General features: G+C 69.9%; 15 protein-coding genes and 1 pseudogene. 6 read left to right on the top strand and 10 right to left on the bottom strand.

The genetic code is table 11. From position 1 onward, the window contains the following. Positions 1–49 precede the first annotated feature (49 nt). Positions 50–757 (top strand): nitroreductase family protein, encoded by a 708-nt coding sequence (locus AB0E78_RS28760; protein ID WP_361838237.1) that lies wholly within the window; start codon positions 50–52, stop codon positions 755–757. Here AB0E78_RS28760 and AB0E78_RS28765 read toward each other — a convergent pair. After that, on the bottom strand, positions 736–1872 hold the full coding sequence (locus tag AB0E78_RS28765) for an alkene reductase (RefSeq protein ID WP_361838240.1): 1137 nt from the start codon (positions 1870–1872) through the stop codon (positions 736–738). The genes AB0E78_RS28760 and AB0E78_RS28765 overlap by 22 nt on opposite strands. Before the next feature lie 57 nt (positions 1873–1929). Between AB0E78_RS28765 and AB0E78_RS28770 the strand changes: the two genes are divergently transcribed. Both AB0E78_RS28770 and AB0E78_RS28775 read left to right on the top strand, forming a co-directional pair. Beyond that, the gene (locus AB0E78_RS28770; RefSeq protein WP_361838243.1) at positions 1930–2298 is read left to right on the top strand and encodes a MerR family transcriptional regulator; all 369 of its coding nucleotides are present in this window, start codon (positions 1930–1932) and stop codon (positions 2296–2298) included. 117 nt (positions 2299–2415) lie between these two features. Then, positions 2416–3297 carry an alpha/beta hydrolase gene (locus tag AB0E78_RS28775; protein ID WP_361838245.1) on the top strand — a complete coding sequence of 294 codons (882 nt, stop codon included), beginning with the start codon at positions 2416–2418 and terminating at the stop codon, positions 3295–3297. An 82-nt stretch (positions 3298–3379) separates the two neighbouring features. Here AB0E78_RS28775 and pruA read toward each other — a convergent pair whose 3' ends face one another. Together pruA and AB0E78_RS28785 are read right to left on the bottom strand one after the other, a co-directional pair. Next, on the bottom strand, positions 3380–5011 hold the full coding sequence (gene pruA, locus AB0E78_RS28780) for an L-glutamate gamma-semialdehyde dehydrogenase (protein WP_361838248.1): 1632 nt from the start codon (positions 5009–5011) through the stop codon (positions 3380–3382). Between the two features lie 41 nt (positions 5012–5052). Beyond that, entirely contained in the window at positions 5053–5979 is a 927-nt protein-coding gene (locus AB0E78_RS28785) for a proline dehydrogenase family protein (protein ID WP_361838251.1), read from the bottom strand. 179 nt (positions 5980–6158) lie between these two features. Here AB0E78_RS28785 and AB0E78_RS28790 point away from each other — a divergent pair, with 179 nt between their 5' ends. Further along, positions 6159–7328, top strand: coding sequence for a helix-turn-helix domain-containing protein (locus AB0E78_RS28790; RefSeq protein WP_361838254.1), 1170 nt, complete (start codon positions 6159–6161; stop codon positions 7326–7328). 430 nt (positions 7329–7758) lie between these two features. Here AB0E78_RS28790 and AB0E78_RS28795 read toward each other — a convergent pair whose 3' ends face one another. Continuing rightward, on the bottom strand, positions 7759–8355 hold the full coding sequence (locus AB0E78_RS28795) for a TetR/AcrR family transcriptional regulator (protein WP_361838257.1): 597 nt from the start codon (positions 8353–8355) through the stop codon (positions 7759–7761). 97 nt (positions 8356–8452) lie between these two features. On the opposite strand from AB0E78_RS28795, the pseudogene AB0E78_RS28800 reads away from it, so the two are divergent. Beyond that, a pseudogene (locus AB0E78_RS28800) lies at positions 8453–10005 on the top strand (MFS transporter). A 95-nt stretch (positions 10006–10100) separates the two neighbouring features. Here AB0E78_RS28800 and serA read toward each other — a convergent pair. The 6 genes from serA to AB0E78_RS28830 all read right to left on the bottom strand — a co-directional run bounded on the left by serA (position 10101) and on the right by AB0E78_RS28830 (position 19951). Next, positions 10101–11705: a phosphoglycerate dehydrogenase gene (gene serA, locus AB0E78_RS28805; RefSeq protein ID WP_361838260.1), complete on the bottom strand. Its 1605-nt coding sequence runs from the start codon at positions 11703–11705 to the stop codon at positions 10101–10103. Positions 11706–11935: 230 nt separating this feature from the next. Then, complete coding sequence (ilvC, locus tag AB0E78_RS28810; RefSeq protein ID WP_344522960.1) at positions 11936–12934, bottom strand: ketol-acid reductoisomerase; 999 nt, start codon at positions 12932–12934, stop codon at positions 11936–11938. 109 nt (positions 12935–13043) lie between these two features. Then, entirely contained in the window at positions 13044–13571 is a 528-nt protein-coding gene (gene ilvN, locus AB0E78_RS28815) for an acetolactate synthase small subunit (protein WP_361838263.1), read from the bottom strand. Between the two features lie 29 nt (positions 13572–13600). Then, positions 13601–15448 carry an acetolactate synthase large subunit gene (locus tag AB0E78_RS28820; protein WP_361838266.1) on the bottom strand — a complete coding sequence of 616 codons (1848 nt, stop codon included), beginning with the start codon at positions 15446–15448 and terminating at the stop codon, positions 13601–13603. A 233-nt stretch (positions 15449–15681) separates the two neighbouring features. After that, positions 15682–18561 (bottom strand): EAL domain-containing protein, encoded by a 2880-nt coding sequence (locus AB0E78_RS28825; RefSeq protein WP_361838485.1) that lies wholly within the window; start codon positions 18559–18561, stop codon positions 15682–15684. A 439-nt stretch (positions 18562–19000) separates the two neighbouring features. Next, positions 19001–19951 (bottom strand): 2-hydroxyacid dehydrogenase, encoded by a 951-nt coding sequence (locus AB0E78_RS28830; protein ID WP_361838269.1) that lies wholly within the window; start codon positions 19949–19951, stop codon positions 19001–19003. Between the two features lie 96 nt (positions 19952–20047). Here AB0E78_RS28830 and AB0E78_RS28835 point away from each other — a divergent pair, with 96 nt between their 5' ends. Continuing rightward, positions 20048–21040, top strand: coding sequence for an aldo/keto reductase (locus AB0E78_RS28835; protein WP_361838272.1), 993 nt, complete (start codon positions 20048–20050; stop codon positions 21038–21040). The last annotated feature ends 57 nt before the right edge of the window (positions 21041–21097 follow it).

Consider the following 21097-nt stretch of genomic DNA (forward strand, 5'->3'; position numbering starts at 1 on the left):
TGGTCTGCACCATGGCGCCGACACCACCACCCGCAGCAGAATCGGGCCCATGTCTGAGACCGAGCACCAGCAGGAATGGACCCCCATCCACGGCGAGCCCTACCGCTCCACGCCCTACCGCCCCGAGCGCATGCCCGAAGCCCAATCCCTGGCGCAGGCAGCCGAGTTGCGCGAGCGCATGAGGGAGCGGCGGACGGTGCGGCAGTTCGCGCCCGACCCCGTGCCCGAGCAGGCCGTGCGGGACGCCATCGCGTGCGCGGCGACAGCACCTTCCGGTGCGCATCAGCAGCCGTGGACGTTCGTCCTCGTACGGGATCCCGAGGTCCGCCGACGCATCCGCGAGGCCGCCGAACACGAGGAGCAGATCTCGTACGACGGGCGGCTCGGCGAGGAGTGGCTCGCGGCGCTGCGTCCACTCGGCACCGACGAGACCAAGGCCCATCTGACGGACGCGCCCGCGCTGATCGTCGTCTTCCAGCAGCGGTACTGGCTCGGGGATGACGGCACCAAGCACAAGCACTACTACGTCGACGAGTCGGTCGGCATCGCCGTGGGGATGCTGCTGTCCGCGCTGCACCTGTCAGGCCTCGCGGCGCTGATCCACACGCCGAGCCCGATGCGGTTCCTGTCGGAGGTCCTTGGCCGTCCCGCGAACGAGAAGGCGTTCGCGGTGATCCCCGTGGGCTATCCGGCGCCGGACTGCCAGGTACCCGACCTCGTACGGAAATCGCTGGATCAGGTGCTGGTGGAGGTCTGAGCGAAGGCCTGCGCGGAGACCAACTCGCTCTCCAGGGACGGGTAGTCGGTGTATCCCTCGGCCCCGTGGGTGTAGAGGTGCGCCGCGTCGATCTCCTGGAGCGGCGCGTCCACCGCGAACCGCTCCGGCAGGTCGGGGTTGGAGATGAAAGCCCTCCCGTACGAGACGAGGTCGGCCCGGCCGCTGACGAGGACCGCTTCGCCGGCCTCGCGTGTGGTCGGGTCTCCGTTCTCGCCGACGTTGGCGATGAGGGTGCCGTGCCAGTGGGAGCGCAGGTCGGTGAGGGCCGGGTAGTCGGCGTTGTCGGTGAGGTGGAGGTAGGCGAGGCCCAGGCCGTCGATCTCGTCCAGGAGGGCGCGGTAGACGGGACCGGGGTCCGCCTCCGCCATCTCGAACTGCGGGTTGCCCGGGGAGAGGCGCAGGCCGAGGCGTCCGGCACCGATGGCGTCGGCGACGGCGCGGGTCACCTCGACGGCGAAGCGGATGCGGTCGGCGATCGAGCCGCGGCCGTACTCGTCGTCGCGGACGTTGGTGTTGTCGGCGAGGAACTGGTGGATCAAGTAGCTGTTGGCGCCGTGCAGTTCGACCCCGTCGAAGCCTGCCGCGATGGCGTTGCGGGCCGCGGTGACGTGATCGCGTACGGCGGTGTGGATCTCGTCGCGGGTCATCTCGCGCGGGACGACCGGATCGGCCTTCCCTCCGCCGCTGACGTGGACGCGGCCCGGGACGAGCACCGCGGACGGCCCCGCGGGAAGGTCGCCGTCGATCCGGGCCAGGGGGTGCCCCTTGCGGCCGCCGTGCATGAGCTGGGCGTAGATCCTGCCGCCTGCCTGGTGCACCGCCGCGGTCACCGCGCGCCAGCCCGCGATGTGGGCGGGAGTCTCGAGCCCCGGGATGCGCCAGTCGCTCTGTCCGCTGCTCGCGGGCCAGATGCCCTCGGTGACGATGAGGCCCGCGCTCGCACGCTGGGCGTAGTGGTCGGCGACCACCGGCAGCGGGGTGCCGTCGTCGGCGGCACGGTGGCGGCTCATGGGCGCCATGACGATGCGGTTGGGCAGCCGCAGGCCGTGGGCGGTGGGCGCGGAATACGGTGTGAGGAGCTTGATGTTCGTCATGCCGGAACGGTAGAAGCTGACACCGGTGTCAGATTCAAGTGCGGAGGGTCGCGGGACATGAGAATCGGCGAGCTGGCGAAGCGTACCGCTGTGAGCGAGCGGTCCCTGCGCTACTACGAGAAGCAGGGCCTGCTGTACGCGGACCGCACGCCGGGCGGCCACCGCGACTACCCGGAGACGGCGGTGGACCGGGTCGTCCACATCCAGGAGCTGTTCGCGGCGGGTCTGTGCAGCGCGAAGATCGTGCAGCTCCTGCCGTGCATGCGCGACCAGGACGGCGGCCCGTCGCAGACGGCCACCCCGTGGCTGGTGGAGGAGCTGTCGGTGGAGCGGGCCCGGATCGACGGCATGGTCGAGGAGTTGCTGCGGGCCAGGGACGTCCTGGACGAGGTCATTTCCGCGGCGGCGGGCAAGACCAACGCCTGACCGCCACCGGACACCCCCGCACACAACCTAACCCCCTAAACGTCCTTGACTGGTTACAAGGCCCCGTGCTCTACTCAACCCACAAGCAACCACCAAAACGCGCTTGAGGGGTTAGACATGAGCAACAGGACCCACTATCGCTCCACCACCGTCCGGGGCCACGAGATCGCCTACCGCGAGGCGGGCCCCGCCGACGCCCCCGTCCTCCTCCTGCTGCACGGCTTCCCCACCAGCTCGCACATGTTCCGCGACCTCATCCCGCTCCTCGCCGACCGCTACCGCGTCATCGCCCCCGACCACATCGGCTTCGGCCGCTCCGCCACTCCCCCGGCACAGGAGTTCACGTACACGTTCGCCGAACTGGCCGCCATCACCGCGGAGTTCACCGAACAGCTGGGCCTGACGCGCTTCGCGCTCTACATCCAGGACTACGGCGCGCCCATCGGCCTGCGCCTGGCGCTCGCGCACCCCGAGCGCGTCACCGCGATCGTCACGCAGAACGGCAACGCCTACGAGGAGGGCCTGGGCACCGAGGCCTGGGCGCCCGTCCTCGCGTACATCGCCGAGCCGAACGAGAAGAACGCCGCGGCCGTACGGGAGATCCGCTCCCCCGAAGGCATCAAGTGGCAGTACACGCACGGCGTTCCCGACCCGACCCTGGTCAGCCCGGACGCCTGGCTGCACGACACCGCGCTGATGGCGCGCGAGGGCCAGGACGAGATCCAGCTGGCGCTGATGGGCGACTACGGCAGCAACATCGAGCTGTATCCCGCGTTCCACGAGTACTTCCGTGCGTCCCAGGTCCCGCTGCTCGCGACCTGGGGTGCCCACGACGAGATCTTCGTGCGGGACGGCGCCCTCGCCTTCCTCCGTGACCTGCCGGAGGCCGAGGTGCACCTCCTGCCCGCCGGCCACTTCGCCCTGGAGACGCACGCGGGGCAGATCGCCGGTCTGATCGACGGCTTCCTGGCACGGCGCCTCGGCGGCCCGGCACGATGACGGGAAACAGCACCGCCTCCGACCGGGGTGGGGCCCAGGTCGGAGGCGGGATTCAGGGAGGGGCGTCGAGCCCCTGGGGGCGTCAGCCCATGTGCGGGTAGCCGTACTCCGTCGGCGGGACCAGCGTCTCCTTGATGGCGCGGGTCAGCGTCCAGCGCTGCAGGTTCTGCGGGGCGCCCGCCTTGTCGTTGGTGCCGGAGGCACGGCCGCCGCCGAAGGGCTGCTGGCCGACGACGGCGCCGGTCGACTTGTCGTTGATGTAGAAGTTGCCCGCCGCGTAGCGGAGCTTCTCCATCGTGTACGCCGCCGCGGCGCGGTCGTTGGAGATGACCGAGCCGGTGAGGGCGTAGTCCGAGGCCGACTCCATCTGGGTCAGCATCTCCTCGTACTTGTCGTCCTCGTAGACGTGGATCGCGAGGAACGGGCCGAAGTACTCGGTCGTGAAGACCTCGTTGGCCGGGTCGGAGCACTCGACGACGGTCGGACGGACGAAGTAGCCGACCGAGTCGTCGTACGTGCCGCCCGCGACGATCGTGCAGGTCGGGTCGGCCGCGGCACGGTCGATGGCCGCCTTGTTCTTGGCGAACGCACGCTCGTCGATGACGGCGCCGATGAAGTTCGACAGATCGGTGACGTCACCCATCTTGATGCCGTCGACCTCGGCCGCGAACTCCTCCTTGAAACCGGAGTTCCAGATCGAGGCCGGGACGTAGGCACGCGACGAGGCGCTGCACTTCTGGCCCTGGAACTCGAAGGAGCCACGGGTCAGCGCGGTCTTGAGGACGGCGCGGTCCGCGGACGGGTGCGCGACGACGAAGTCCTTGCCGCCCGTCTCGCCGACCAGACGCGGGTACGTGCGGTAGTTGGCGATGTTCTCGCCGACCGTCTTCCACAGGTGCTGGAAGGTCGGGGTGGATCCGGTGAAGTGGATGCCCGCCAGGTCGCGGTGGGTCAGGGCCACCTCGGAGACGGCGATGCCGTCACCGGTGACGAGGTTGATGACGCCCTTGGGAAGACCGGCCTCCTCAAGGAGCTGCATGAGCAGCACGGCGGCGTGCGTCTGCGTCGGGGACGGCTTCCACACGACCACGTTGCCCATGAGGGCCGGGGCGGTGGGGAGGTTGCCCGCGATGGCGGTGAAGTTGAAGGGGGTGATCGCGTAGACGAAGCCCTCGAGCGGGCGGTGGTCCAGGCGGTTCCAGACGCCGGTCGAGTTCGCCGGAGGCTGCTCGGCGAGCAGGTCACGGGCGTACTTGACGTTGAAGCGCCAGAAGTCGACGAGCTCGCAGGGCGTGTCGATCTCGGCCTGCTGGGCGGTCTTCGACTGGCCGAGCATCGTCGAGGCGGCGAGCGTCTCGCGCCACGTCGTGGAGAGCAGCTCGGCGGCGCGCAGGATGATCGCGGCGCGGTCGTCGAAGGCCATCGCGCGCCACGCCGGGGCGGCGGCGAGGGCGGCGTCGATCGCGTCCTGGGCGTCCTGCCGCGTGGCGCCGCGGCCGTTGCCGATGACGGCCTGGTGGTTGTGCGGCTGCACGACCTTGAAGGGCTCACCGCCACCGAGGCGCTTGACGCCACCGATGGTCATCGGCAGCTCGATGGGGTTCTCGGAGAGCTCCTTGAGCTTGGTCTCGAGGCGGGCGCGCTCCGGGGAACCGGGGGCGTAGCCGTGCACCGGCTCGTTGACCGGCGCGGGGACCTGGGTCACAGAGTCCATGAGTTCCGTATCTCCTTAAGGGGGGTCGGGGGAAAGGGAGCTCAGCCCTTGGTGAGGATGGAGCGGGCGAAGAAGAGCAGGTTGGCCGGCTTCTCCGCGAGGCGGCGCATGAAGTATCCGTACCAGTCGGTGCCGTAGGCGGTGTACACGCGCATCCGGTGGCCCTCGGCCGCGAGCCGCAGGTGCTCGTCGCTGCGGATGCCGTACAGCATCTGGAACTCGTACTCGTCCAGTTTGCGCCCTGCGCGCCGTCCGAGCTCCTGCGCGATGGAGATCAGGCGCGGGTCGTGGGATCCGATCATCGGGTACCCGTCGCCCTCCATGAGGATGCGCATGATCCGCACGTACGCCTTGTCGATCTCCGCCTTGTCCTGGTACGCGACCTCGGCGGGCTCCTTGTAGGCGCCCTTCACGATGCGTACGCGGCTGCCCGCGGCGGCCAGGCGGCGCGCGTCGTCCTCGGTACGGAAGAGGTACGACTGGATGACGCAGCCGGTCTGCGGGAAGTCCTTCCGCAGCTCCTCGTGGATGGCGAACATCGAGTCGAGGGTGGTGTGGTCCTCGGCGTCCAGGGTGACCGTGGTGCCGATCGCGGCGGCGGCCTCGACGACCGGGCGGACGTTGGCGAGGGCGAGCTCGTGGCCGCCTTCGAGGGACTGGCCGAACATGGACAGCTTCACGGACATCTCGGCCTTGGCGCCAAGACCCAGGTCCTTGAGACGCCCGACGAGCTCCAGGTAGGCGTCGCGCGCGGCGGCGGCCTGCTCGGGCGTGGTGATGTCCTCGCCGACGACGTCGAGGGTGACCTCGAGGCCCTTGTCGGCGGCGTCCGTGATGATCGGCACGACCTGGTCCACGGTCTCACCGGCGATGAAACGGCCGACGACCTGCTTGGTGCCCGGCGCAGCCGAAACGAATCGGCGCATCTGGTCGCTGCGCGACGCGGCGAGGATCACGGGACCCAGCACGGGCACCTCCACGGAGAGTAGAACGGGGCCGTACCTGGCCATGCGGAACGAACCGGTACGGCACGGAGAACCACCGTGAAACTTAAGGATCCCTCCGATCCTGGGCCATCGACACCTGTCACGCATCCGTGCCCTGGATCTCAGACATCTGTCTGAAGGCAGGGGCGAACTACGTCAGAATGGACAGCGTGAAAGGCGATTACCAGGAACTGGTCGATGAGATCTCGGCCCTGCTCGGCGCGCCCGCGACGCTGGAGAACCGCGATTTCGAGCTGATCGCCTTCGGCGCGCACGACAGCGGCGGCGACAGCGACTTCGACGCGGCGGCCCTGGACCCGGTGCGTACCCGCTCGATCCTCACGCGCCGCTCCACGGCCGACGTGCGCACGTGGTTCGAGGGCTTCGGCATCACCCGCGCGACGGCCCCGGTCCGCATCCCGCCCACCCCGGAGGCGGGCGTCCTCCGCGGGCGGATCTGCCTTCCCGTACGGCATCGGGGGTTCGCTCTGGGCTACGTATGGCTGCTGGACGACGAGCCGGGGCCGACGGACGCCCAGCTGTCCGCGGCCATGGAGGTCGCCACCCGCATCGGCGCGCTGCTCGCCGACGAGGTGCAGGCCGGCGCCGATCTGACCCGGGAGTTCCGTGCCGTCCTGACCGCCGAGCGCGGCTGGCAGCGGGACATGGCCGTGGCCGACCTGCGCACGGCGCTCGGCCCGCGCGGCGAGGGCCTGCACGCGGTGGTCTGCGTGGCCCCCTGGCCCTCCGCCGACCCCGACTCGGCCCCTTCGGTCCGTACGGTGCAGGGGGCGACCGCCCTGTGCACGGTGCCGTGGGGCACGGCGGGCCAGAGCCTGGCGGTCCTGGTCCGGCTGCGCTCGGCGGACGTGCTCACCCCGGCGGTGTCGGCGGCCACCCGGCTCCTGGAACCGGCGAAGAACGCGGCGGCGGGCATCGCGAACGCCCGGCACGGTCTCGACGAGCTCGGCGCCGCCTGGTGGGAGGCGTCGACGGCGGCCCGCGCGGCCCGCGCCGAACCCCGCTTCGCGCCGGTGGCCCAGTGGTCGGAGGTCGGCCCCTACCGACTCCTGACGTCCCTCCCCGCGGAGGCCACCGAGGACCCGGTGGCCCGCGCGCTGCTCTCCCCCGCCCACCGCGAACTGGCCCGCACCGCCGAGGTGTACCTCGACTGCGCGGGCCAGGCGGGCCGTACGGCCGCGGAGTTGGGCATCCACCGCCAGACGCTGTACTACCGCCTCTCGCGCGTGGAACAGCTCACGGGCCTCGACCTGGACGAGGGCGAGGACCGGCTGCTGCTGCACATGATCCTGAAGGCGTCACGACTGTAAGAGCCCGGCCACAGAAGCCGATCGGCGTGATCATTACCGGTACCGTCTTGCCCGACCACGCAGACAACTCCACAGGGGAGAGCGAACACCCGATGAGGTTCAAGTTGTTGGGCCCCGCAGTCGCCGCCGCCGCTCTCGTCGGCACCACCCTCAGACCGTGAAGGTGCGCACCCACGCGAAGCTGTCCGCCACCGCCCGCGGCCAGTGAAACAAGGGGAAGAAGGGCTTCCTCTGCAACGACGGCAAGTCGATCACGGGGCAGAAGTACACGCTCTGCGGCAAGACGAGCACCAAGTGGCAGTACGGCATCACGGACGGCACGAACGTGAAGGGCTACGTTCCCGAGGCGTGCCTCAAGTGGGCCATCGGCGGCTGATCCGACGCGGATCCACCGTGGTGCGGGCGGCGCGATGCCGCCCGCACCGGCATGTCAGGCCCCGGACATCCGCCCCATCACGCGCCGCATGCCCTCGGTGAGCTGCTCGGCGGTCGTCGCCGACTCCGGGTCGAAGAGCCACTGCACCATCAGGCCGTTGAGCAGCGTCGTGTAGAAGCGGCCTTCCGTCTCCACCAGGTCCTGCGGGATGACGCTCTCCTCGATCCCGGTGAACAGCGCGGCGAGCCCGCTGCGCCCTTCCCCCTGCGCCTTGACCAGCAGGTCACGGACCCCGGCGAGGCGCTCCCCCTGCGTGATGACCTCGAAGGTCAGCATCCAGATGGAGCGCGACTGGGGGAACCCGCGCAGGATGTTCGCCCAGACCTGCTCGAACCGCTCCAGCGAGCCGTCCCGCGGGCCGTCCCCCTTCGCCCCGCTGTCCCCGGCCGGAGCCTCGTCGAAGCCGTCGGCCTTCTCGACCAGGGCGATGAACGCCTCCACGAGCAGGGCGTCCTTGGAGCCGTAGTGGTAGCCGATGGACGCGAGATTCGTCCCCGACTCCTTCACGATGTCGCGGGCCGTCGTACGCACGAACCCCTTCTCCAGCAGGCAGCGCTTGGCGCCTTCGAGCAGATCCTCACGGTGTCCCATGCGGGCCAGCGTACCCCCGATCCATACGTTCGTCCCAGACCGGCGTTTTACACAGCCGTACTAGACATACGTTTAAGACGCTCGTACAGTCCTCGGCATGACGAACTCGACGCACGAACAAGCGAATTCGGCGGTCCCGGAGCACGCGGGCCGCAAGGAGTGGACCGCTCTCGCCGTCCTGATGCTGCCGCTGCTGCTGGTCTCGATGGACGTCTCGGTCTCTACTTCGCGATCCCGGCGATCAGCGCCGACCTGGCGCCGAGCGGCACCCAGCAGCTCTGGATCTTCGACATCTACGCGTTCGTGCTCGCCGGGCTGCTGATGACGATGGGGTCGCTCGGCGACCGGATCGGCCGCCGCAAGCTGCTCATGTTCGGTGCCGCGGCATTCGGCGCGGCCTCCCTGACCGCCGCCTACGCCAACAGCGCCGAGATGCTCATCGCGGCCCGCGCGGTCCTCGGCATCGGCGGCGCGACCCTGATGCCGTCCACGATGGCGCTCGTCCGCACGATGTTCCGCGACGCCGGACAGCGCGCGAAGGCGATCGGCATCTGGACCGGCGTGATGGTCGCCGGCGTCGCGCTCGGCTCGGTGATGAGCGGCGTCCTCGTCGAGTACTTCTGGTGGGGCTCGGTCTTCCTGGTCAACCTGCCCGCGATGGTGATGCTCCTGGTCCTCGCGCCGGTCCTCATCCCGGAGTCCAAGGACCCGAAGCCGGGCCGCTTCGACCTGCTGAGCGTGCCGCTGTCCATGGCGGCCGTCCTGCCCGTCGTCTACGGCCTCAAGGAGATCGCCGCCGAAGGACTCGCCCCCTCGTACGTCGCCTCGCTCGCCGTCGGTCTCGTCTTCGCCGCCCTCTTCGTCCACCGCCAGCGCACCACGGAGTCCCCGCTGATCTCCCCCGCGCTGTTCCGCGGCCGCGGCTTCGCCCCCGCCGTGCTCCTGAACCTCATCTCCTCGCTGGCGATGATGGGTTCGGCCTTCTTCACCACGCAGTACCTGCAGTCCGTCCTCGGCATGAGCGCCATGGAGGCCGCGCTGTGGGCGCTGCTCCCCTCGGTCCTCATCGGCTTCGCCGCCCCGGTCGCCACGGCCCTGGTGCAGCGGGGGATGAACCGCGCCTACGTCGTCTCGTCCGGCTTCGCCGTCTCGGCGTGCGGGTTCGGCCTGCTGACCCTGACCGGCACGGACTCGCTGTGGACGGTCCTCGGCGCCGCCGGGCTCATCGCCTGCGGCGCCGTGATCATCGGCTCCCAGCTCACCGACCTGGCCCTCGGCTCGGCCCCGGCGGAGAAGGCGGGCTCCGCCTCCTCGCTCCTGGAGACGGGTCAGGAGTTCGGCGGCGCGCTCGGCATGGCGCTGCTCGGCTCCATCGGCAACGCGGTCTACCGCGACGAGATCCCGGACGCGGCCCCGGCCGAGGCCCACGAGACGCTCGGCGGCGCGCTCGCGGTGGCCCGCGAGATGCCGGACAAGGCGGCCTCGGCCCTGGCCGACACGGCCCGGGAGGCGTTCACGAGCGGCATGCATGTCGCGGCACTCAGCGGGGCGGCGGTACTTCTGCTCGCGGCAGCCCTGTCGGCGGTGACCCTGCGGAAGATCAAGCCGGCGAAGACAACGGAGCCCGAGCCCGAGAAGGTACTGGTCTAGGACCGCAGGACAAACGCCGGGCGGGCTGGAGAATTCCAGCCCGCCCGGCGTTTGAGGGCGAAGCCGGTGATGACGGCGCCCGAGGCTCTGGAGCCCTAGTCCGTGAGGTTCACCGCACGCGCGGACTCCGCACCGATCTCAGCGGCCAGCTCGTTCAGCACCGACTGCGGCACCGTGTCGTCCACCGTCAGGACGGCAAGCGCCTCGCCGCCCACGTCGGCGCGAGCGACCTGCATGCCGCCGATGTTGATGCCCGACTCGCCGAGGACACGGCCGACGGTGCCGACGACACCGGGACGGTCCGCGTAACGGAGGACGACCATGTGCTCGGCCAGGGCCAGGTCCACGTCGTACTCGCCGATGGCGACGATCTTCTGGAGGTGCTTGGGTCCGGCCAGCGTGCCGGAGACCGAGATCTCCTCGCCGCCGGTCAGCGTGCCGCGCACCGTGACCACGTTGCGGTGGTCCGGGGACTCCGAGCTCGTGGTGAGGCGGACCTCGACGCCACGCTCCTGGGCGAAGAGAGGCGCGTTCACGTACGACACGGTCTCGTCGACGACGTCCTCGAACACGCCCTTCAGCGCGGACAGTTCGAGCACCTTCACGTCGTGCTGGGTGATCTCGCCGTACACCTCGACGTCGAGGCGGGCCGCGACCTCGCCCGCGAGGGCGGTGAAGATCCGGCCGAGCTTCTCGGCGAGCGGCAGACCGGGACGCACGTCCTCGGCGATGACGCCGCCCTGGACGTTCACCGCGTCCGGGACGAGCTCACCGGCGAGTGCCAGGCGCACCGACTTGGCGACGGAGACACCGGCCTTCTCCTGCGCCTCGTCCGTCGAGGCACCGAGGTGCGGCGTGCAGACGACCTGGTCGAACTGGAAGAGCGGGGAGTCCGTGCAGGGCTCCTTCGCGTACACGTCCAGACCGGCGCCCGCGACGCGGCCCTCCTTCAGCGCCGAGTACAGCGCCTCCTCGTCGACGATCCCGCCGCGCGCGGCGTTCACGATGCGGACGGCGGGCTTGACCTTGTGCAGCGCGTCGTCGCCGATCAGACCGACCGTCTCGGGGGTCTTGGGCAGGTGCACGGTGATGAAGTCGGAGACCTCGAGCAGCTCGTCGAGCGTGAGGACCTTGACGCCCATCTGCGCGGCACGCGCGGGCTGCACGTACGGGTCGTACGCGACGACCTTCATGCCGAAGGCGCTCATGCGCTGGGCGACGAGCGCGCCGATGCGGCCGAGGCCGACGACACCGAGGGTCTTCTCGGCGAGCTCGACGCCCGTGTACTTGGAGCGCTTCCACTCGCCGGCCTTCAGGGCCTGGCTGCCCTGGGGGATGTTGCGCGCGGTGGCGATGAGCAGACCACAGGCGAGCTCGGCTGCGGTGACGATGTTCGAGGTGGGCGCGTTCACCACCATGACGCCGGCCTTGGTGGCGGCGGAGACGTCCACGTTGTCCAGGCCCACGCCCGCGCGGGCGACGACCTTCAGCTTCTTGGCGGCCGCGATGGCCTCGGCGTCGACCTTGGTCGCGGAGCGGACCAGAATCGCGTCGACGTCGGCGATGGCCGGCAGCAACTCGGCGCGGTCCGCGCCGTTGCACTGACGGATCTCGAAGTCCGGGCCCAAGGCGTCGACAGTGGCGGGCGACAGCTCTTCAGCGATGAGTACGACCGGTTTGCCGTTGGCAGCAGTGCTCACGTGAGTCCTCACAAGTCCAATGCGGACGGCCGTCCCGACGGCCGCATGCGGTGGAGGGTGCTAGCCGCGTGGAAGACGCACGACGCTGTGGGCCTGACGCGTTTGTTGAAAGCAGTGTAGTGGCGCGGCGGAGGCCGTCTTACGCCTCCGCGGAAGGATCACTCGTCCGTGGCTGGACGAGGTGGACAACGCCGGAGGGAGATCACTCCCTCCGGCGTTTCCGAAGTGCCTCAGGCCTCTTCGTTGACCCACGACATGAGCTTCCGCAGCTCCTTGCCGGTGGTCTCCAGGAGGTGGTTCTCGTCCTGGGTCTTGTACTCGTTGTACTTCTTCAGACCGCCGTGGTACTCGTCCATCCACTGCTTGGCGAAGGTGCCGTCCTGGATCTCGGTCAGGACCTTCTTCATCTCGGCCTTGGTGGCGTCCGTGATGATGCGGGGGCCGGTGACGTAGTCGCCCCACTCGGCGGTCTCGGAGATCGACCAGCGCATCTTCTCCAGGCCGCCCTCGTACATGAGGTCCACGATGAGCTTCAGCTCGTGGAGGCACTCGAAGTACGCGATCTCCGGCTGGTAGCCGGCCTCGGTCAGCGTCTCGAAGCCCGCCTTGACCAGCGCCGCGGTGCCACCGCAGAGCACGGCCTGCTCGCCGAACAGGTCGGTCTCGGTCTCCTCGGTGAAGGTCGTCTTGATGACGCCCGCACGCGTGCCGCCGATGCCCTTGGCGTACGAGAGAGCCAGCGCGAAGCCGTTGCCGGTCGCGTCCTGCTCGACGGCCGCGATACACGGAACGCCGCGGCCCTCCTCGTACTGACGGCGGACGAGGTGGCCCGGGCCCTTGGGGGCGACCATGCAGACGTCGACGCCCTCGGGGGCCTTGATGAAGCCGAAGCGGATGTTCAGGCCGTGACCGAAGAACAGCGCGTCGCCGTCCTTGAGGTTGTCCTTGATGGACTCCTCGTAGACCTGGGCCTGGATCGGGTCCGGGACCAGGATCATGATGACGTCGGCCTCGGCGGCGGCCTCCGAGGGAGTCACCACGCGCAGGCCCTGCTCCTCGGCCTTGGCCTTGGACTTGGAGCCCTCGTGCAGACCGACACGGACGTCGACACCCGAGTCACGGAGCGACAGCGCGTGGGCGTGGCCCTGGCTGCCGTATCCGATGACCGCGACCTTGCGGCCCTGGATGATGGACAGGTCGGCGTCGTCGTCGTAGAACAGCTCGGCCACTGGAAATCTCCTATGTGTGCTGGTGTTGCGACCCACCGTACGGCGGGCGAAGGGAAGAAAGTTTTCAGGTCTCGCCATGCGGGCGGGACCGGCGGCTCGTCCGGCTGGTTCAGGCCGAGCGGTCGAGCGCCCGCAGGCTGCGGTCCGTGATGGAGCGGGAGCCGCGGCCGATCGCGATGGTGCCGGACTGGACGAGCTCCTTGATGCCGAAGGGTTCCAGCATCTTGAGCATGGCCTCCAGCTTGTCGCTGGATCCGGTGGCCTCGATGGTGACCGCCTCGGGCGAGACGTCCACGGTCTTGGCGCGGAACAGCTGGACGATCTCGACGATCTGTGAACGCGTCTCGTTGTCGGCGCGGACCTTGGCGAGGACCAGTTCGCGGCCGACGGCCGCGGACGGTTCGAGTTCGACGATCTTCAGGACGTTGACGAGCTTGTTGAGCTGCTTGGTGACCTGTTCGAGCGGCAGGTCCTCGACGTTCACGACGATGGTGATGCGTGAGATGTCGGGGTGCTCGGTGACGCCCACGGCAAGGGAGTCGATGTTGAAGCCGCGGCGGGAGAACAGGGCGGTGATCCGGGCGAGGACACCGGGCTTGTTCTCGACCAGGACGGAGAGCGTGTGCTTGGTGGACATGACTCTTGGTCTCTCTTTCGCTCTCGGTCTCAGTCGTCTTCGTTGTCGCCGAAGTCGGGGCGGACCCCGCGGGCGGCCATGACCTCGTCGTTCGAGGTGCCGGCGGCGACCATCGGCCAGACCTGGGCGTCCTCGTGGACGATGAAGTCGACCACGACGGGGCGGTCGTTGATGGCGTTGGCCTCGGCGATGACCTTGTCGAGGTCCTCGGGGCGCTCACAGCGCAGCGCCACGCAGCCCATCGCCTCCGACAGCTTCACGAAGTCCGGGACGCGGGTGCCCTTGTTGGGGCCGATGTCCTCGGGACCGCTGTGCAGCACGGTGTTGGAGTAGCGCTGGTTGTAGAACAGCGTCTGCCACTGGCGGACCATGCCGAGGGCGCCGTTGTTGATGATGGCGACCTTGATCGGGATGTTGTTCAGAGCGCAGGTGGTCAGTTCCTGATTGGTCATCTGGAAGCAGCCGTCGCCGTCGATCGCCCAGACCGTGCGGTCGGGCCGACCGGCCTTGGCGCCCATCGCGGCCGGGACCGCGTACCCCATCGTCCCGGCGCCGCCGGAGTTCAGCCAGGTGGCGGGCTTCTCGTAGTCGATGAAGTGGGCGGCCCACATCTGGTGCTGGCCGACGCCCGCGGCGAAGATCGTGCCCTCCGGGGCGAGCTTGCCGACGCGCTCGATGACGTGCTGCGGGGAGAGCGAACCGTCCTCGGGCTGGGTGTAGCCCAGGGGGTAGGTGTCGCGCCAGCGGTTGAGGTCGGTCCACCAGGCGGTGTAGTCGCCCCGCACCCCGGCGGTGTGCTCGGCCTGGACCGCCTGGATCAGGTCGGCGATGACCTCGCGGGCGTCTCCGACGATCGGCACGTCGGCGGCGCGGTTCTTGCCGATCTCGGCCGGGTCGATGTCGGCGTGGACGATCTTCGCGAAGGGCGCGAAGCTGTCCAGCTTGCCGGTGACGCGGTCGTCGAAGCGGGCTCCGAGGGCGACGATCAGGTCGGCCTTCTGCAGCGCGGTGACGGCGGTGACCGCTCCGTGCATGCCCGGCATTCCCACGTGCAGCTCGTGACTGTCGGGGAATGCGCCGAGCGCCATCAGTGTGGTGGTGACGGGCGCTCCGGTGAGTTCTGCCAGGACCTTCAGCTCGGCGGTGGCCTGGGCCTTGATGACGCCGCCGCCGACGTAGAGGACGGGCCGCTTGGCGGCGGTGATCAGCTTGGCGGCCTCGCGGATCTGCTTGGCGTGCGGCTTGGTCACCGGGCGGTAGCCGGGCAGGTCCTGGGTGGGCGGCCACTGGAAGGTGGTCTGCGCCTGGAGGGCGTCCTTGGCGATGTCGACCAGGACAGGGCCGGGGCGGCCCGTGGAGGCGATGTGGAAGGCCTCCGCGATCGTCGCCGGGATGTCCTCGGCCTTGGTGACCAGGAAGTTGTGCTTGGTGATCGGCATCGTGATGCCGACGATGTCCGCCTCCTGGAAGGCGTCCGTGCCGATGGCCTTGGAGGCCACCTGGCCGGTGATCGCGACCAGGGGCACGGAGTCCATGTGGGCGTCGGCGATCGGGGTGACGAGGTTGGTGGCACCGGGGCCGCTCGTCGCCATGCACACCCCGACCTTGCCGGTGGCCTGCGCGTATCCGGTGGCCGCGTGGCCGGCGCCCTGCTCGTGCCGGACCAGGACGTGACGGACTCGGGTGGAGTCCATCATCGGGTCGTACGCGGGAAGGATGGCACCGCCGGGAATGCCGAATACCGTGTCGGCCCCGACTTCCTCGAGAGAACGAATGAGGGACTTCGCACCCGTGACGTGCTCGACGGGGGCGGACTGCTGTCCTGAGGATCGGGGCCGCGGCTGCGGATGGTGGGCCCCGGTGGCCTGCTCGGTCATCGGCATTCTCTTCTCGAAGCTGAGGGTTTTTGCGGGGTGTTTGCGGGGATTTGGCAGGTGCCGGTGCAACAAAAAACCCCTCGTGCCGTGAGGCAAGCGAGGGGAGCGCGTCGGAGCGGGTGCAGGGATTCCGGTGTTCGGACCGGTGAGTCCCAGCTTCAGCCGACGCGCTTTCCAAGTACGAGAATTCGGGTGCGCATGGCATTGACCCTCTCCCCGGCGCACTATGCCTGTCAAGTAGGTGGGACGGGGGTCTCATTATGTGAGCGGACGAAGGATGGGACACCTCCCCCGAACGCCACCGGGGGGCCGCCCGCAAGGACCGGCTCCGCGGGCCCGTGCGGCAGCGGATACCGCCCGAGCGACAGCGCACGGCGCAGGCGGTACTCGTCGAGCGGCCCGGAGAACGCCATGCCCTGCCCGTGCGTGCAGCCCATCGCGCGCAGGGCGATGACCTGCTCCGGAAGGTCGACGCCGTCGGCCACCGAGCGCAGCCCCAGATCGGTGGCGATGCGCAGCAGACCAGAGGTGATCTTGTGCAGCCGCGCGGACTCGACGACACCCTCGATGAGACTGCGGTCCAGTTTCAGTACGTCGACGGGGAGCCGCCGCAGCGCGGTGATGGCGGCATAGCCGCTCCCGAAGCCGTCCAGGGCGATGCGTACGCCGAGTCTGCGCAGGGAGGTCAGCCGGCGCTCCAGGTCGTCCAGGGACACCCGGGGGTCGCTGTCGGCGAGCTCGATGATGAGCGCCCCCGAGGGCAGCCCGTACCGGGTGAGGAGCGCCTCGATGGAGCCCAGCGGCATGGAGCGGTCCAGGAGGCGCCGCGCGCTGATGCGGACGGCGACGGGCGTCGCATGGCCCGTACGGCCGCGCTCGGCGGCCTGCTGGACGGCCTCTTCGATCATCCAGCGGCCGAGCTCGGCGGTCCGGGCACCCTCCTGGGCGTCCGAGCTGTCGGCCACGCGCAGGAACTCGGCGGGCGTGAAGAGGATGCCCTGCGCCGAGCGCCAGCGCGCCTGGGCGGCGACGGAGGTGATCCGTCCGTCGTCCAGGGAGACCACCGGCTGGTGGAGCAGCGCGAACTCACCGTCGTGCAGCGCGGTGCGCAGCCGTGTCGCCAGCTCGGCCTTGCGGACGACGTCGGCCTGCATCTGGGGTGCGTACAGCTCGACGCGGCCCTTGCCCGCGGCCTTGGCGCGGTACATCGCGAGGTCGGCGTTGCGCAGCAGCTCGCCCGCTCCGATGCCCGGTTCGGCGAAGGCCACGCCGATGGACGCCGCCACGCGCACGTCGTTGCCGTCGATCGCGTAGGGCTGGGAGAGGGTGATTCTGAGACGGTCGGCCAGCTCGTAGATGTGCTGCTCGCGTGCGGCCTGGTCGCGGGTGCCGTCGCCCACGATGAGCGCGGCGAATTCGTCGCCGCCAAGCCGGGCCGCGCAATCCCCGGACCTGACGGCCTCCTGAAGGCGGCGGGCCGCCTGGATCAGGAGTTCGTCTCCCGCTTGGTGGCCGATGGTGTCGTTGACCGCCTTGAAGCCGTCCAGGTCGATGAAGAGCACGGCTGTGCCCCGGTCGGTGACCCGGCGCCCGGTGAGCGCCTGTCCCACCCGGCGGGTGAACAGGGCGCGGTTGGGCAGATCGGTGAGCGGGTCGTGCTCGGCGTTGTGCTGTAACTGCGCCTGGAGCCGGACCCGTTCGGTGACGTCGCGGCTGTTGAAGATGAGGCCGCCCTGGTGGCGGTTGACCGTCGACTCCACGTTCAGCCAGTCGCCGTCACCGGACTTGAAGCGGCACTCGATGCGGGTCGTGGGCTCTTCGACGGGGTTCGCGGTGAGGAATCTGCGGACTTCGTGGACGACGCGGCCCAGGTCCTCGGGGTGCATGAGCGAGGCCAGTTCGGAGCCGACGAGGTCGTCGGCCTCTCGGCCGTAGACCCCGGAGGCGGCCGGGCTGACGTAGTGGAGTATGCCGTTCGGAGCGGCGATCATGATGACGTCGCTCGAACCCTGGACCAGGGAGCGGAAGTGGTTCTCCTTCTGGGCCAGTTCCTGGGTGAGGGTGATGTTGTCCAGGAGCATGATGCCCTGGCGCACGACCAGGGCGAGCACGACCGTGCCCGCGGTGAAGAGCACGACTTCGTCGACGCTGCGACCGCTGAGCACGTTGTAGAGAATCCCCAACGTGCAGACGGCGGCGGCCAGATACGGCGTGAGCGCCGCCAGCGATCCGGCGATCGGACGGGTGGCGGCGGTCCGCGCGTCCTTGGGGGCGGCGTCGTGCTGCACGCGCGCGTGCTGCTGCGTGTCGTCCGCGTGCTTGTGCCAGGGGGCCGCCCAGGGCGCGTACGCGAGGAGCAGGGAGCCGGCGAACCAGCCCGCGTCCAGCATCTGCCCCGAGCGGTAACTGGCGTGCAGCAGGGGCGAGGTGAACATCGCGTCGCACATGACGGTCAGCGCGAGGGCCCCGATCGCCGTGTTCACCGCCGTGCGGTTGGCGGAGGACCGTCTGAAGTGCAGCGCGAGGACCATGCTGACCAGCGCGATGTCAAGAAGCGGGTAGGCGAGGGAGAGCGCGGCGTGCGCGACGCTCTGGCCCTCGAACTGTGCCGTGTGCGCGAGCGCGAGGCTCCAGGAGAGCGTGAGAAGTGAGCCGCCGATGAGCCATGCGTCGAGCGAGAGGCAGACCCAACCGGCCTTGGTCACCGGGCGCTTGGCGAGCACGAGCAGGCCGATGATGGCGGGCGGCGCGAAGCAGAGGAAGAACAGGTCGGCGAGGCCCGGACTGGGCACCGGCTCCTCGAGCACGACCTCGTACCAGCCCCATACGCCGTTGCCCAGGGCCGCCATCGCCGAGGAGAGCGCGAACAGCAGCCATGCGGGTCGAAAGCGGCTGCGACGGGTGCGTGAGTAGCGGAAACAGGAGACCGCGGCGGTCGCCGCCGCGATGCTCAGACCGAAGTCGCCCATGATCAGGGCGGCCCGGGAGGATCCCCAGCCGAGCGCGGCCCCGGTGGCGTACCCGCCGCAGACCACGAGGAGTGCGATCTGCGAGACCATGCCCGCGCCGCCGCCGGAGACGGGACGCCGGGTCAGGGGCGCGCGTGGAGGCATCGGCGCCGTCAGACCTCCGCCGCCCTCCAGGGCGGTGGCGGGTGACGGGCGGGTGCTCACCGTGCCGCCCTGATCCGTGCCGCGTCCGTGTCCGTCCGCCTCTCGTGACCCGTCGACTCCGGAACGTCGTGTGCGCGATCGGTACGCGTCCGGCTGTGGGCCGGTGCGTGTGAGAGTCGTCGTCGGCGGCCTCGCCGCGTCGGATGGTTCGCCCATTGGCCGTCCATCGCCCGTCGCCCCCCTCGCGTCTGATGTCTCGTCCCCGGCGCCGACGAACTGTCCACGGCGCAGCCCCTGTCGGGACGATACACCAGTCTCGTCACTCAGGGACATAGCTTCTCTACGCTCCGTAACGGCCGGAAGGGTTGCGAACACGGGGCGCACACAAACAGGTGCGGAGTGTGCTCGAACGATCCCTGAGCGACCGGGGCTTGGTGTGCTACTCGGTCGTCAGGACGACGTTGTCGAGGGGTTCCCCGGCGGCGTATCGGGTCAGTTGCGCGGCGAGCAGGCGCTTGGCGCGGGGCAGGAAGGCGGAGGTCGATCCGCCCACATGCGGGCTGATGAGCACTCCAGGAGCCTGCCACAGGGGGTGACCTGCGGGCAGCGGTTCCGGGTCGGTGACGTCGAGGGCGGCGGTGATCCGGCCGCTCTCGAGCTCGGCCAGGAGCGCCTTGGTGTCGACGACGGGGCCGCGCGCGACGTTCACGAGCAGCGCGCCGTCCTTCATGCGGGCCAGGAAGTCGGCGCCCACCAGGCCACGGGAGGTGTCGGTGAGGGGCGTGGAGAGGATGACCACGTCGGCGTCGGGCAGCAGAGCGGGCAGTTCGGCGAGCGGGTGCACGGGGCCGCGCTCCGTGGCACGGGCAGAGCGCGCGACGCGCGCCACCCGCGCGCACTCGAAGGGGGTGAGCCGGTCCTCGATGGCGGAACCGATCGATCCGTACCCCACGATCAGCACGGACTTGTCGGCGAGCGCCGGGTAGAACCCGGACCGCCAGTCCTCCTCCCGCTGCCCCTCCACGAATCGGGGGATGCCGCGCAGGGACGCGAGGATCAGGGCGAGCGTCAGCTCGGCCGTGCTGGCCTCGTGCACCCCCTTCGCGTTGCACAACTGCACTCCGGGCGCGAGGAACTTGAGCCCGGACTGCATCTGATCGACCCCCGCGGAGAGTGTCTGTACGGCACGCACGGACGTCATCTCCGGCAGCGGCCGTACGGCGATCTCCGGCCCCTTCAGATAGGGCACCGCATAGAAGGCGCAGTCCGCGGGGTCCGCGGGAAAGTCCGGGCCGCCGTCCCAGAAGCGGTAGTTGATCCCGGCGTCGGCCGCCGGGGGCAGGCCTTCGATCTCGTCCGCGGCATAAGGGAGCCATACATCAGTCGTCATGGTCAGGAGGCTAATGCGCGGAGGCCGCACGCCGCGTAGGGGGAGGCAGAGGTTACGTTGGGGGCCGCTCGGACATGAGGTGGAGGGCACGGCCAGGTGGACCGCAGAACGATCGGCGCGGCAGCGCTCGGGGTGGGTGCGGTCGGGCTCGGCTGCATGCCGATGAGCTGGGCGTACACCGGCTCACGGCAGCGGGGCGAGGAGTCGCTGCGCACCGTGCACGCCGCGCTCGACCAGGGCTCTACTCTGCTGGACACGGCGGACATGTACGGGCCGTTCACCAACGAGCTGCTGGTGGGGCGGGCGTTGAAGGAGCGGCGCTCCGAGGCCTTCGTGTCCACCAAGTGCGGGCTCCTGGTGGGCGAGCAGCACATCGTCGCCAATGGCCGCCCCGGCTATGTGAAGCGGGCCTGCGACGCGTCGCTGCGGCGGCTGCAGACCGAGACGATCGACCTGTACCAGCTCCACCGCGCCGATCCCGAGGTGCCCGTCGAGGAGACCTGGGGCGCGATGGCCGAGCTCGTCGCCGCGGGGAAGGTGCGGGCGCTCGGGCTGTGCGCGGTGGGGGCCCGTGCCTCGCGGCGCGAGGGCAGGGGGCTGCACGAGGGAACGATCCGGCAGCTGGCGCGCATCCAGCAGGTCTTCCCGGTCAGCGCGGTGGAGGCCGAGTTGTCGGTGTGGTCACCGGAGGCGCTGGAGACGCTGCTGCCGTGGTGTGCGACGCGCGGGATCGGCTTCCTGGCGGCGATGCCGCTGGGCAACGGTTTCCTCACCGGGACGCTGACGCCGGGGCAGGGCTTCGAGCCGGACGACGTGCGGGCCCGGCACCCCCGTTTCACCGCCGAGATGATGGCGGCCAATCAGCCGCTGGTGGTGGGCCTGCGCCGGGTGGCCGAGCGGCACGGGGCGACCCCGGCGCAGGTGGCGCTGGCGTGGGTGCTCGCGCAGGGCCGCGACGTGGTGCCGATCCCGGGGGCCAAGCGGGAGCGCTGGGCGGTGCAGAACGCGGGGGCGGCGTCGATACGGCTCACCGGGGCGGACCTGGCGGAGATCGCCGCGCTGCCGTCGGCGATGGGCTCGTGGGAATGACGTCCGCGGTTCGGTGAAGCGGGGTGGGAACCTGAGGGGACCGAGCGGTGTATGAAC

Source organism: Streptomyces sp. NPDC032198, assembly GCF_040636975.1.
Taxonomy (GTDB): Bacteria; Actinomycetota; Actinomycetes; order Streptomycetales; family Streptomycetaceae; genus Streptomyces.

Bases quoted from the DNA above. Each gene is read 5' to 3' on its own strand.
- pruA (WP_361838248.1), bottom strand. From the start codon at position 5,011: ATGGACTCTGTGACCCAGGTCCCCGCGCCGGTCAACGAGCCGGTGCAC.
- AB0E78_RS28765 (WP_361838240.1), bottom strand. From the start codon at position 1,872: ATGACGAACATCAAGCTCCTCACACCGTATTCCGCGCCCACCGCCCAC.
- AB0E78_RS28795 (WP_361838257.1), bottom strand. From the start codon at position 8,355: ATGGGACACCGTGAGGATCTGCTCGAAGGCGCCAAGCGCTGCCTGCTG.
- AB0E78_RS28830 (WP_361838269.1), bottom strand. From the start codon at position 19,951: ATGACGACTGATGTATGGCTCCCTTATGCCGCGGACGAGATCGAAGGC.
- AB0E78_RS28820 (WP_361838266.1), bottom strand. From the start codon at position 15,448: ATGACCGAGCAGGCCACCGGGGCCCACCATCCGCAGCCGCGGCCCCGA.
- AB0E78_RS28770 (WP_361838243.1), top strand. From the start codon at position 1,930: ATGAGAATCGGCGAGCTGGCGAAGCGTACCGCTGTGAGCGAGCGGTCC.
- AB0E78_RS28760 (WP_361838237.1), top strand. From the start codon at position 50: ATGTCTGAGACCGAGCACCAGCAGGAATGGACCCCCATCCACGGCGAG.
- AB0E78_RS28775 (WP_361838245.1), top strand. From the start codon at position 2,416: ATGAGCAACAGGACCCACTATCGCTCCACCACCGTCCGGGGCCACGAG.
- ilvN (WP_361838263.1), bottom strand. From the start codon at position 13,571: ATGTCCACCAAGCACACGCTCTCCGTCCTGGTCGAGAACAAGCCCGGT.
- AB0E78_RS28825 (WP_361838485.1), bottom strand. From the start codon at position 18,561: ATGCCTCCACGCGCGCCCCTGACCCGGCGTCCCGTCTCCGGCGGCGGC.
- AB0E78_RS28790 (WP_361838254.1), top strand. From the start codon at position 6,159: ATGGACAGCGTGAAAGGCGATTACCAGGAACTGGTCGATGAGATCTCG.